Raw genomic sequence first — 12,890 nt, forward strand, 5'->3', positions numbered from 1 at the left:
GTTATCGCCGGCACCGTACCAGGAGGTTCATCCAGCATGTCGACCACGGAACGAGCCAGGGAACTCCAGCCGGAACTGGCGGCGCTGCGGCGCTCCCTGCACCGTGAACCCGAGCTCGGACTCCAGCTGCCCTGCACCCAGGAGAAGGTCCTCGCGGCTCTCGACGGCCTCCCGCTGGACATCACCCTCGGCAAGAACCTCAGCTCTGTGACGGCGGTCCTGCGCGGGGGTCATCCGGGCGGCGCCGTACTGCTCCGCGGCGATATGGACGCCCTGCCCGTCACCGAAAGGACGGGGGTGGAGTACGCCTCGCGGACCCCGGGTGCCATGCACGCCTGCGGGCACGACCTGCACACCGCCGGACTCGTCGGCGCGGCCACGCTGCTCGCCGAACGCCGTGAACATCTGCGGGGCGATGTGGTGTTCATGTTCCAGCCCGGGGAAGAGGGCCACAACGGCGCGGGCGCGATGATCGAGGAGGGGGTGCTCGACGCGGCGGGCAAGCCCCTCGAGGCGGCCTACGCGCTGCACGTCGCTGCCAACCGGGTCCCCGGCGGCACGATCGTGTCCCGTCCCGGCACCATCACCTCCGCCTCCGACGTGCTGCGGGTGACGGTGCGCGGCAAGGGCGGGCACGGCGCGACCCCGCACAGCGCCAAGGACCCGGTCCCGGTCGCCTGCGAGATCGTCACCGCCCTGCAGAACTGGGTGACCCGGCGCTTCGACATCTTCGACCCGGTCGTCGTCACCGTGGGCAGTTTCCACGCCGGTACGAAGCAGAACGTCATCCCGGAGACGGCCGAGTTCGAGGCCACGGTGCGCAGCTATTCGGAGGCCAACCACGAGCGCCTCGTCGAGGGCCTGCCCCGGCTGGTCCACGGCATCGCGGCCGCGCACGGCATCGAGGCCGAGGTCCACTACGACGTGGCCTATCCGGTCACCGTCAACGAACCCGGTGAGACCGCCTTCGCCCTCGACACGGCCCGCGACCTGTTCGGCGCCGACCAGGCATGGCAGGCCCCGCACCCGGCGAACGGATCGGAGGACTTCGCGTTCGTTCTCCGGCGTACCCCCGGCTCGATGCTCCTCGTCGGAGCGGCTCCCGAGGGCGTGGACCTGGAGGAGGCCCCGATGAACCACTCACCGCACGCCGTCTTCGACGACCGGGTCCTGTACCGCCAGGCCGCCCTCCTCACCGAACTCGCCGAGCGCCGCCTCGCCGCGGGCGCGGCGACATGACGGCGGCCGGGAAGGCCGACGGCGGCCCCACGTCGCGAACCGCCTCGCCTCCCGCCCCGGCAAAGGTCACCGCCGTGGTGGGTCTGCTCGTCGCCTTCGAGCTGGTGAGTGGACTTCTTCAGGGCGCCGCGCCGCCACTGATCCCGGAGGTCGAGAAGTGGCAGCACCTCAGCACCGCCCAGGCCCAGTGGTTCACGACCGTCCAGTTCCTCGCGGCCGCCGTCAGCGTCCCGGCCTTCGGCCGCCTCGGTGACCTGTACGGCCACCGGCGCTTCATCCGCGTGGCGCTCGGCTGTGTCGCGGTGGGCACCGTCCTGGTCGCCCTCGCGCCGAACCTGACGGTCCTGCTGCTCGGCAGGGCACTCATGGGCCCGTTGGCCGCGCTGCTGCCGCTGGAGATCGGCCTCGTCCGCGACCGTCTCGACGTCAGCGGCGGGCGCCGCGCCGTCGGGCTCCTGGTCGGGTCGCTCACCCTCGGATCGCTCCTCGGCCATGCGCTGGTGGGGCCGCTGCTCTCGGCCGTCGGCGGTCTGCGTCCCACGCTCGCCGTCCTGGCGGCCCTGGCCGTCGGGTGCCTCGTCGTGTCCTTCCTCGCCGTCCCCGAGTCGGCCACCCGGGCGACCGGCCGCATGGACTGGGTGGGAGCCGTACTCCTCGCGGTCGCCCTGGTGACGGTGCTCGGCACGATCTCGCGCGGCACGGCCTGGGGGTGGCTCTCCCCGCGCACGCTCGGCGCCGCGGCACTGTCCTGCGGGGTGCTGTGGTGGTGGGCCCGCGTCCAACTGTCCCGCCCACACGCCTTGGTGGACCTCCGGGCGGTGGCCCGTCGGCGAGCGGCTCCTCATTACGCCTCCGGGTTCGTACTCGGCGCGGTGATGATGGGAGGACAGGGGGTGGCCGTCAGCTACCTCGCGGCGTCTCCGGGAGACGGGGGCTACGGATTCGGCCTGGCCACCTGGCAGATCAGTGTCTGGGGCGCGATCCCGCACGTGATGGCCTTCCTGGGATCGGTGCTGTGCGCGGGGGTCGCGGCCCGCTTCGGCTACGCGCGCACGCTCCTCGGCGCGTTCGCCTTGATCGCGGTCGGCAACGCCGGACTGATGGCCGCCCACTCCACACTGCCGCTGTTCGTGGTGGCGTACGGGGTGGTGGGCATCGGCATGGGACTCGCCCTCGGCGGACTCCCGTCGGTCGTGGTGGAGGGCACCGCCCCCGACCGCACGGCCAGCGCCGCCGCCGTCTACAACAACCTCAAGACACTCGGCGGCAGTGTTGCCGGGGCGGTGTTCGCCGCGGTCCTCGGCACGCTGGTCGTCGGGACGACGGACACTCCGGCGCTCTCCGCGTATCTGACCGTCTGGGGCCTGGGTCTCGGGGTGAGCGTCCTGGCGGCGGGTGGGCAACTGCTCGCGCGCCTGGGCGCCGGGCGACGGGCGGGCACGCTCGCGAAGGCCGGCACTGCGATCAACTGACACTCGCCGCCAGGGTTTTCGTTTGGATCAGGCCGGATCAGCGAGCGGGGTCCTGCGGGTCGGGACCCCCGCGAGCCCGGCGTGATCCAGACGGGAGGCCCTAGCCGTCGTGGCCGCCCATGCTCGACTGGCGCACCACCAACTCCGGCTGAAGGATCACGTGTTGATGCCGGTGGTCCCTCGCCGTCGGACCGGTTTCCTCCAGCAGTAGACCTGCGGCGATGGTGCCCAGCGTGAAAGCCGGCTGGCGCACCGAGGTGAGGGGGACGGTCGCGGCCGCGGCGAACTCGATGTCGTCGTAGCCGACGAGCGCCATGTCCTCGGGGACCTTGACCCCTGCCGCGTACAGCGCCTGGAGGACACCGAGGGCGAGCAGATCGTTGGCGCAGAACACGGCGGTGGGGCGGTCGGCCAGGCCGAGGAGGCGGGCGCCTGCGTCGCGGCCCGCGGCCACGTCCATGCGCTCGGTGGGCAGTTCGCGCAGGACGTCGGACGACAGGCCGGCCTCGGACAGGGCCTGGAGGGCGCCGGTGCGCCGGTCCTGGACCTGCCTCAGGTGCGGCGGGCCGCTGACGAAGGCGATGCGGCGATGGCCCTGCGCGACGAGGTGGCGCAGGGCGAGCGCACCGCCCATCTCGTCGTCGACGGCCACCGAGCACCCCTCCTCGTCCCCGGTGACCCGATCCACCACGACGTAGGGGATACCGTGCCGCCGGAAGTTCCGCACGGTCTGCCCGCTGGGGTCGGCCGGTGCGATGAGGGCGCCGCGCACCCGCTGCTCGGCGAAGTGAGCGAGGTAGTCGGCCTCCTCGGTCGGGCTCTGGCCGCTGTTGCAGACCATCACGCCGAGCCCGGCGTCGCGTGCTGCGCGCTCGGCGCCGCGCGCGATGTCGACGAAGAACGGGTTGGCCATGTCGAGGACGAGCAGCGAGATGATGCGGCTGCGTCCGGCCCGCAGCTGGCGAGCGTACTCGCTGCGGACGTAGCCGAGCCGGGTGATGACGTCCTGAACGTGCCGGCGGGTGGGCGCCGAGACGCGATCCGGCTGGTTGAGGACGTTGGAGACCGTGCCTACGGAGACGCCTGCCTGCTGCGCCACGTCCTTGATGCCAACCGTCATGCGTTCCCCTCTACGTACTCTGAACACTGCTCATCCAAACGGCCCCGCGCCTGCCGGCCGCTCAGGCGAGGTGGAAGATCTCGGAGAGCGGACGCATCGCGGCGTCGGGAGCCTGCTCGTCCAGATCCTCGAAGAACGATCCCATTTCGGCCTGCCAGCGCGCATTGACGTCGGTGGCGTCCATGGCGGCGCGGGCCGCGTCGAAGTCCTCGGTCTCCAGGTAGCCGACGAGCAGGCCGTCCTCGCGCAGGAAGAGGGAGTAGTTGTGCCAGCCGGCGGCGGTCAGCGCGTCGCGCATCTCCTGCCACACGTCCGCGTGGCGCAGGCGGTACTCGTCGATCCGGTCGGTTTTGACCTTGAGCAGGAAGCAGACTCGCCGCATCCTCATCACCCTTGCATGTTCGTGGCGTCGGGGCCGTCGCACCTGGTGTGACGGCCCCGGCCCCTCTTGTGTACGGCTCAGATCGTGTGCGGCTCAGAACTTGAAGTTGTCGATGTTCTTCTTGTCGAAGACGGTCGGCTTGCCGAGGGAGACCACACCGTCCTTGCCGATGGTGAACGATCCGAGGTCGCCGGCCTTGAACGTCTCGCCCTCCTTGCCGGTGATCTGCCCCGACTCCAGGGCGACGGCGGTGTGTGCGGCGAGCGCGCCGAGCGCGGCCGGGTCCCACAGCTCGAAGGCCTCGACGGTGCCGTTCTTGACGTAGGCGCGCATGTCGTTGGGGGTGCCGAGGCCGGTCAGCTTGACCTTGCCCTTGTACTTCGAACCCGACAGGTACTGGGCGGCGGCCTTGATGCCGACGGTGGTCGGGGAGATGATCCCCTTCAGCTTCGGGTGCTCCTGGAGCAGGCCCTGGGTCTGCTGGAACGACTTCTGGGCGTCGTCGTCCCCGTAGGCCGTCGTGACGAGCTTGATGTCCTTGTACTCGGGCTTCTTCAGCTCGTCCTTCATGTAGTCGATCCACGTGTTCTGGTTGGTGGCCGTCTGGGCCGCCGAGAGAATCGCGATCTCGCCCTTGCCGCCGATCTGCTTGGCCATCTGCTGCACCTGGGTGCGACCGAGGTCCTCGGCGCTGGCCTGCGAGACGAACACGTTGCGGCAGTCGGCCTTGGTGTCGGAGTCGTACGTGACGACGCTGACGCCGTTCTTCATCGCCTGCTTGAGCGCTGTGCACAGGGCGCCCGGGTCCTGCGCGGACACGGCGATGGCGTCCGACTGCTGCTGGGTGAGGGTGTTGACGTAGGAGACCTGACCGGAGGTGTCGGTGCCGCTGCTGGTGCCGACCTCCTTGTACGTCGAGCCCAGCTGCTGCACCGCCTTCTTGCCGCCGTTGTCGGCCACGGTGAAGTAGGGGTTGTTGACCTGCTTGGGCAGGAAGGCGACCGTGAGGCCCTTCTTGGTGGCCGCGTTCGGGTCGGCCTTGCCCGCGGCTGCGGACTTCGCGGCCTCCTTGTTGGCGTCGTCCTTGGTGGTGCCGCCGCAGGCGGTGGCCCCGAGGACGAGGGTGGTGGTGACGGCGAGCGCCATGCCGAGCCGACGGGTTCTGGCGGTGCTGCTGAGAGACATGAGGTCCTGCCTTTGCGGAGTACGACGGTGTACAGCGGGGACGGAACGGGAGTTGGCTGCCCTACGAGGTGGCGGGCGCCGGCGAGGGAGACGGCGCCGCCGTCTTCTTCCTTGCTCTGGCCTGAGCGAGCTGCCGGCCGACACGCGGGGCGAGTACGGAGATCACCAGCAGGACGCCGGTGACGAGGATCTGGGACTGGGCGGAGACGTTGACGAGGCTCATCACGTTCTGCAGCGTGCCGAGCAGAAACACACCGGCGACGGCGCCGCCGAGAGTGCCCTTGCCGCCGTCGAAGTCGATCCCGCCGAGCAACACGGCGGCGATGACGGAGAGTTCGAGGCCGCTCGCGTTGTCGTAACGGGCGCTGGCGTAGTGCAGGGTCCAGAAGACGCCGGTGAGCGCGGACAGCAGGCCGGTCGTCACGAACATGGACAGCTTGAGCCGCTTGACGCGGATGCCTGCGAACCGTGCGGCCTCCTCGCTGGCGCCGATCGCGAAGAGCGAGCGGCCGACCGGCGTGCCGTGCAGGACGACCACGGCGATGGCGAGCAGCACGACGAACGGGAGGGCGGCGTACGGGATGAAAGTGTCGCCGAAGCGGCCGGCACCGAAGTCCAGGTACTGGGACGGGAAGTCGGTGACCGAGTCGGAGCCGAGGACGATCTGGGCGATGCCACGGTAGGCGGCCATGGTGCCGATCGTGACGGCGAGGGACGGCAGGCCGAGGCGGGTCACGAGCAGGCCGTTGATCAGGCCGCAGACGACACCCAGTACGAGACAGATCGGGATGATCGTCTCGATGGCCATGCCCTGGTTCCACAGCGCGCCCATCACGGCGCCGGACAGGCCGACCGTCGAGCCCACGGAAAGATCGACCTCGCCGGAGACGACGAGCATCGTCATCGGGAGCGCGATGAGCGCGATCGGGAGCGTGTTGCCGATCAGGAACGACACGTTGAGCGCGTTGCCGAAGTTGTCGACGAACGAGAACGAGAACAGCAGCAGGAGAACGAGCAGGACGCCGACCGCCGCGTCCCAGCGGACCGCTCCGCCCAGGCCGCGGCGGGCTGTGGGCTTGGGAGCCGTGATGTCAGTCATGGCGGGCACTCCTCATCTGTGCGGCCTGCTTGCGCAGCACTGCTGCGACGCGCAGCGCCAGGATCCGGTCCACGGCGATGGCCAGCAGCAGCAGGAGGCCGTTGATCGCGGTGACCCAGACGGAGCTGACGCCGAGAGCAGGCAGGACGCTGTTGATGGAGGTCAGCAGCAACGCGCCGAGGGCCGCGCCGTAAACGGTCCCCGCGCCGCCGGTGAAGGCGACGCCGCCGACGACGACGGCACTGACCACGGTGAGTTCGTAGCCGTTGCCCGTCGCGGAGTCGACGTTGCCGAACCGCGCCAGGTACAGGGCGCCGGCCAGACCCGCGAGCGCGCCGCACAGGACGTACGCGGTCATGATGCGCTTGCGCACCGGGACACCCGCCAAATTGGCGGCCTCGGGGCTGGAGCCGAGCGCGTACATGTCGCGGCCGCTGCGGTAGCTGCGAAGGCAGTAGCCCACGCAGAGCAGCACGGCGACGGTCAGCAGTGCCAGGTAGGGCACGACCGAGATCCCGTTGGTGCCGAAGTCGACGAAGCCGCTCGGCAGACCGTCCGCAGTGATCTGTCTGGAGCCGACCCAGATGGAGTCGATGCCGCGGACCACGTACAGCGTGCCGAGGGTGACGACGAGGGCGGGCACCTTGCCGAGGCTGACGAGCGCGCCGTTGAGCGCACCGAAGACGGCGCCGAGCGCGACGGCCAGGAGCACGGCGATCAGAGAGTTTCCGCCGCTCTGCAAGTAGCTGCCCGCGGCGAAGGCGGAAATACCGAGCACCGAGCCGACGGACAGGTCGACGTTACGGGTGATGACGACGACGGCCTGGCCGGTGGCGACGAGGACGAGGATCGTCGAGTTCAGGAGCAGGTCCTTGACGCCCTGCTCGGACAGGAACTCGCCGTTGGATATCTGGGTGGCGAGCAGCATCACGACGAGGACGACGGCGACGGCCAGTTCGCGGGCCTTGAACACCTTGTCGATGAACTGCCGCGACGCGGTGGGCCGGGCTGCGGATTCGCTCCGCACGGGCTGGGCGGTCATGGTCACGCGGCCGCACTCCGTTCCTTCGTACGGCCGGTGGCGGCAGCCATCACGGTCTCCTCAGTGGCCTCGGCCCGCGGGATCTCGGCGGTGAGCCGGCCCTCATGCATCACCAGCACCCGATCGGCCATGCCGAGGATCTCCGGCAGGTCGGAGGAAATCATCAGGACGGCGACGCCCTCGGCGGCGAGCGACGACAACAGCCGGTGCACCTCCGCCTTCGTCCCGACGTCGATCCCCCGCGTCGGCTCGTCCACGATCAGCACCTGCGGCCCGGTGGCGAGCCACTTGGCCAGCACGACCTTCTGCTGGTTGCCACCGGAGAGCGTGCCGACGACATCGGCGAGACGCGCGTACTTGACCTGGAGCTTTACAGCCCAGTCGACGCTGCGGCTGCGCTCGGCCTTGCGGTTCATGAGGCCTGCGCGAGTGGTCTCGGCGAAGCCGGTGAGACCGATGTTCCGCTCGATGGACATGTCCATCACCAGCCCCTGGGCGCGGCGGTCCTCGGGCACGAGGGCAAGACCGGCGGCCATGGCCACACTGGGCGCGCCCGGCTTGAGGCGGGTGCCGAGCACCTCGACCTCACCGCCGTCGAACCGGTCCACGCCGAACACGGCGCGGGCCACCTCGCTGCGGCCGGCGCCCACGAGACCCGCGAGGCCGACGATCTCACCGCGCCGTACCTCGAACGACACGTCGGTGAAGACTCCCTCGCGGGTCAGCCTGCGGACCTGCAGGGCGACTTCACCGGCCTCGGTCTCCTGCTTGGGGTAGAGCTCGTCGAGGTCGCGGCCGACCATGCGGCGCACGAGGTCGTCCTCGGTCAGCCCCTCAAGCGGTTCACTCCCGATCAAGGCGCCGTCACGCAGGGTGGTGACGCGCTGGCAGAGCGCGAAGATCTCCTCCAGGCGGTGCGAGATGAACAGCACGGCGGCGCCCTGCTCGCGCAGCGTCTGGACGACGCCGAACAGGCGGGCGACCTCACTGCCGGTGAGCGCCGCGGTCGGCTCGTCCATGATCAGGACGCGAGCGTCGAAGGAAAGCGCCTTGGCGATCTCGACGAGCTGCTGGTCGGCGATGGACAGGCCGCGGGCCGGCTGGTCCGGGTCGAGGTCGACGCCGAGCCGCGCGAACAGGTCGGCAGCGGCCTGCTTGACCGCCCTGTGGTCCACCCGGTTGAGAGATCGCCTGGGCTGGCGGCCCATGAAGATGTTCTCGGCGACGGACAGATCGGGGAAGAGCGTCGGCTCCTGATAGATGACCGCGACGCCGGCGTCCCGTGCATCGGCGGGACCGTGGAACTCGACCGGCGCGCCGTCGAGCAGGACCGTGCCGGCGTCGGGGCGGTGCACCCCGGCGAGGGCCTTGATCAACGTCGACTTGCCCGCGCCGTTCTCGCCGGCCAGGGCGTGCGCCTCGCCGGCGTACAGACGCAGCGAAACACCGCGCAGGGCGCGCACGGCACCGAAGGATTTGCTCACCTCCTCCAGCGCGAGCACCGGAGTCGTCTCCGGTTCAGGATGCGTCATGCGTGTCTCCATGGGTGTGCCCAGACATGTGCCGGGGGTGTGCCGGGATGGTGTGTGTCGGACCCGCGCCGACCAATGCCGCATGTGTCACCCGGCATGAAATGTTTCAGTGGGGTTGCCCGGAAGCTAGTCCCACCCGCCGGACTGGTCAAGAGGTGAATCCGATCCCCCACGCCTCCCGGCGGCCGCCGAGAGGCATCCAACCGGCACTGACCTGCCGTGATTTCCGCACCAACAGCCGGTTGGACACGCGAACGACACGATTCAGTAACTCGGACCGGAGCGTCGTCCCCTCAAGTCCACACCTTGACGCCCCCTCGGGTGAGAGCTAATTTCTCCCCATCGAATGAATCGATTCACAGCCCGCCGCCGCATGGCGTCACCGCAGGGTCTCGATTCCTGCGCTCGTCGGCCCCGCTTCCGGGCCATGCACACTCCCCAGTCATCCAGAGGTGGACATGCCTGACATCGCTGCCGTGAAGGCCGCACTCGCCAACCAGCGGATCGAGACGCCGTCCTGGGGCTACGGCAACTCCGGCACCCGGTTCAAGGTGTTCGCCCAGGCAGGCGTGCCCCGCACACCCCGCGAGAAGCTGGACGACGCGGCGCAGGTGCACGAGTTCACCGGCATCGCCCCCAAGGTCTCGCTGCACATCCCCTGGGACACCGTCGACGACTACGCGGCACTCGCGGCCTACGCGAAGGAGCGGAACGTCGAGCTGGGTGCCATCAACTCCAACACCTTCCAGGACGACGACTACAAGCTCGGCAGTGTCTGTCACCCGGACCCCAAGGTGCGCCGCAAGGCCGTCGAGCACCTGCTGGAGTGCGTCGACATCATGGACGCGACGGGGTCGAAGGACCTCAAGCTGTGGTTCGCCGACGGCACCAACTACCCCGGCCAGGACGACATCGTGGCCCGCCAGGACCGCCTCGCCGAATCCCTCGCCACGGTCTACGAGCGGCTCGGTGACGACCAGCGGATGCTCCTGGAGTACAAGTTCTTCGAGCCGGCCTTTTACACGACGGACGTGCCGGACTGGGGCACCTCGTACCTGCAGTGCATGAAGCTGGGCGACAAGGCGCAGGTCGTCGTGGACACCGGCCACCACGCGCCGGGCACCAACATCGAGTACATCGTGGCGCTGCTGCTGCGCGAGGGGAAGCTCGGCGGCTTCGACTTCAACTCCCGCTTCTACGCCGACGACGACCTGATGGTCGGCTCCGCCGACCCCTTCCAGCTCTTCCGCATCCTGCACGAGGTCGCCAAGAACGGCGGCTTCGACTCGGAGACGAACGTCGCGTTCATGCTCGACCAGTGCCACAACATCGAGGCGAAGATCCCGGCGGTCATCCGCTCCGTGATGAACGTGCAGGAGGCCACGGCCAAGGCAATGCTCGTCGACCTCGATGCGCTGCGGGATGCGCAGGCCACCGGTGACGTGCTCGTCTCCAACGCGGTGCTGATGGACGCGTACAACACCGATGTCCGACCGTTGCTGGCCGAGTGGCGCGAGGAGCGGGGGATGCACCCGAACCCGGTCGCCGGGTATGCCGCGTCCGGGTGGCAGGAGCGGATCGTGGCCGAGCGGGTGGGTGGCGATCAGGCCGGCTGGGGCGCCTGAGCACACCATCCTCGGCCCCCGACACTGCACCCCCTAAACCGCAAAGGAACAACGTCATGGCCTCCGCCACGCATCCCGAAGTCGCCGCGCTGCTGGCGCGCTCGAACCGGCTCGGCGCCGATCCCCGCAACACCAACTACGCCGGCGGCAACACCTCCGCCAAGGGCACCGGGACCGACCCGGTCACCGGCGGCGACGTCGAGCTGATGTGGGTCAAGGGCTCGGGCGGCGACCTGGGCACCCTCGAAGAGTCCGGGCTCGCCGTGCTCCGCCTCGACCGGCTGCGCGCGCTCACCGAGGTGTACCCGGGGGTGGAGCGCGAGGACGAGATGGTCGCCGCGTTCGACTACTGCCTGCACGGCAAGGGCGGCGCCGCCCCCTCCATCGACACCGCCATGCACGGCCTGGTCGACGCCGCCCACGTCGACCACCTCCACCCCGACTCCGGCATCGCCCTGGCCTGCGCCGCCGACGGCGAGAAGCTGACCGCCGAGTGCTTCGGCGACAAGGTCGTCTGGGTGCCGTGGCGGCGCCCCGGCTTCCAGCTCGGCCTGGACATCGCGGCGATCAAGGAAGCGAACCCGCAGGCGATCGGCTGCGTGCTGGGCGGCCACGGCGTCACCGCGTGGGGCGACACCGCCGACGAGTGCGAGGCCAACTCCCTGTTCATCATCCGCACCGCCGAGACGTTCCTCGCCGAGCGTGGCAAGGCCGAGCCCTTCGGGCCGGTCATCGAGGGGTACGCGGCCCTCGGCGCGGCCCAGCGCCGCGCACGGGCTGCCCACCTCGCCCCCCTCATCCGGGGACTGGCATCCACCGACCGCCCCCAAGTCGGCCACTTCGACGACTCCAAGGCTGTGCTCGACTTCCTGGCGAGCGCCGAGCACCCGCGGCTGGCCGCGCTCGGCACCTCCTGCCCCGACCACTTCCTCCGTACGAAGGTGCGCCCCCTCGTCCTCGACCTGCCGCCCACGGCCGAGCTCAACACCGTCGAGGCCCGGTTGGGGGAACTGCACGCCGAGTACCGCGAGGAGTACGCCGCCTACTACCAGCGGCACGCCACCCCCGACTCCCCCGCCATGCGCGGCGCGGACCCGGCCGTCGTGCTGATCCCCGGCGTCGGCATGTTCAGCTTCGGCAAGGACAAGCAGACGGCTCGCGTGGCGGGTGAGTTCTACCTCAACGCCATCAACGTCATGCGCGGCGCCGAGGCAGTCTCCACATACGCGCCGATCGAGGAGTCCGAGAAGTTCCGCATCGAGTACTGGTCCCTCGAAGAGGCCAAGCTCCAGCGGATGCCGAAGCCCAAGGCCCTGGCCACCCGAGTGGCCCTGGTCACCGGTGGCGGTTCCGGCATCGGCAAGGCGATTGCCCAGCGGCTCGCCGCCGAAGGGGCCTGCGTGGTGATCGCCGACCTGAACGCCGACAATGCCGCCGCCGTCGCGGAGGAGCTGGGCGGCCCGGACAAGGCGATCGCGGTGACGGTCGACGTCACCTCCGAGGAACAGATCGCCCAAGCCTTCACAGAGGTGGCGCTCGCTTTCGGCGGCGTGGACCTCGTTGTCAACAACGCGGGCATCTCCATCTCCAAGCCGCTCCTGGAGACGACGGCCAAGGACTGGGACCTCCAGCACGCCATCATGGCGCGCGGCTCCTTCCTGGTCTCCCGGGAGGCGGCGCGGGTGATGCGGGCGCAGGGCATGGGAGGAGACATCGTCTACATCGCGTCCAAGAACGCGGTGTTCGCCGGCCCCAACAACGTCGCCTACTCCGCGACCAAGGCCGACCAGGCCCACCAAGTACGCCTCCTTGCCGCCGAGTTGGGCGAGCACGGCATCCGCGTCAACGGCGTCAACCCGGACGGTGTCGTACGCGGCTCCGGGATCTTCGCGGGCGGCTGGGGCGCGCAGCGCGCGGCGACGTACGGGATCGAGGAGGACAAGCTCGGCGAGTTCTACGCCCAGCGCACCCTCCTCAAGCGCGAGGTCCTCCCCGAACACGTGGCGAATGCCGTCTTCACCCTCACGGGCGGCGACCTGACCCACACGACGGGCCTCCACATTCCGGTGGACGCGGGTGTCGCCGCCGCGTTCTTGCGGTGACACCCACGGGGCGCCGGGCAACCGGCGCCCCTCCAGGGGCGCGGAGAACTGCCCGACCAGCCGGAGACACCCCGGACCCGCCCCCGAACACC

10 protein-coding genes are annotated in these 12,890 nt (G+C 69.9%); 4 read left to right on the top strand and 6 right to left on the bottom strand.

The genetic code is table 11. From position 1 onward, the window contains the following. Nucleotides 1-36: 36 nt before the first annotated feature. Together OG758_RS02735 and OG758_RS02740 are read left to right on the top strand one after the other, a co-directional pair. Nucleotides 37-1,239 (top strand): M20 metallopeptidase family protein, encoded by a 1,203-nt coding sequence (locus OG758_RS02735; protein WP_326708420.1) that lies wholly within the window; start codon nucleotides 37-39, stop codon nucleotides 1,237-1,239. Then, nucleotides 1,236-2,711: an MFS transporter gene (locus OG758_RS02740; RefSeq protein ID WP_326708421.1), complete on the top strand. Its 1,476-nt coding sequence runs from the start codon at nucleotides 1,236-1,238 to the stop codon at nucleotides 2,709-2,711. The genes OG758_RS02735 and OG758_RS02740 overlap by 4 nt, the downstream gene beginning before the upstream one ends. A gap of 100 nt (nucleotides 2,712-2,811) precedes the next feature. On the opposite strand, the gene OG758_RS02745 is transcribed toward OG758_RS02740, so the two are convergent. From OG758_RS02745 to OG758_RS02770, 6 genes are all read right to left on the bottom strand, one after another. Then, complete coding sequence (locus OG758_RS02745) at nucleotides 2,812-3,831, bottom strand: LacI family DNA-binding transcriptional regulator (RefSeq protein ID WP_326708422.1); 1,020 nt, start codon at nucleotides 3,829-3,831, stop codon at nucleotides 2,812-2,814. A gap of 61 nt (nucleotides 3,832-3,892) precedes the next feature. Further along, entirely contained in the window at nucleotides 3,893-4,213 is a 321-nt protein-coding gene (locus OG758_RS02750; protein ID WP_326708423.1) for an L-rhamnose mutarotase, read from the bottom strand. 93 nt (nucleotides 4,214-4,306) lie between these two features. Further along, nucleotides 4,307-5,398, bottom strand: coding sequence for a rhamnose ABC transporter substrate-binding protein (gene rhaS / locus OG758_RS02755; protein WP_326708424.1), 1,092 nt, complete (start codon nucleotides 5,396-5,398; stop codon nucleotides 4,307-4,309). 61 nt (nucleotides 5,399-5,459) lie between these two features. Further along, entirely contained in the window at nucleotides 5,460-6,497 is a 1,038-nt protein-coding gene (locus OG758_RS02760) for an ABC transporter permease (protein ID WP_326708425.1), read from the bottom strand. Continuing rightward, the gene (locus OG758_RS02765; protein WP_406384537.1) at nucleotides 6,490-7,545 is read right to left on the bottom strand and encodes an ABC transporter permease; all 1,056 of its coding nucleotides are present in this window, start codon (nucleotides 7,543-7,545) and stop codon (nucleotides 6,490-6,492) included. Before OG758_RS02765 ends, OG758_RS02760 begins: the two co-directional genes overlap by 8 nt. Further along, the gene (locus OG758_RS02770) at nucleotides 7,542-9,071 is read right to left on the bottom strand and encodes a sugar ABC transporter ATP-binding protein (RefSeq protein ID WP_326708426.1); all 1,530 of its coding nucleotides are present in this window, start codon (nucleotides 9,069-9,071) and stop codon (nucleotides 7,542-7,544) included. Before OG758_RS02770 ends, OG758_RS02765 begins: the two co-directional genes overlap by 4 nt. 458 nt (nucleotides 9,072-9,529) lie before the next feature. On the opposite strand from OG758_RS02770, the gene rhaI reads away from it, so the two are divergent. Further along, entirely contained in the window at nucleotides 9,530-10,696 is a 1,167-nt protein-coding gene (rhaI, locus tag OG758_RS02775; RefSeq protein ID WP_326708427.1) for an L-rhamnose isomerase, read from the top strand. Between the two features lie 56 nt (nucleotides 10,697-10,752). Further along, nucleotides 10,753-12,798: a bifunctional aldolase/short-chain dehydrogenase gene (locus OG758_RS02780; RefSeq protein ID WP_326708428.1), complete on the top strand. Its 2,046-nt coding sequence runs from the start codon at nucleotides 10,753-10,755 to the stop codon at nucleotides 12,796-12,798. Nucleotides 12,799-12,890: the final 92 nt, after the last annotated feature.

Origin of the sequence: Streptomyces sp. NBC_01474, assembly GCF_035918215.1 — a bacterium.
Classification (GTDB): domain Bacteria; phylum Actinomycetota; class Actinomycetes; order Streptomycetales; family Streptomycetaceae; genus Streptomyces; species Streptomyces aureus.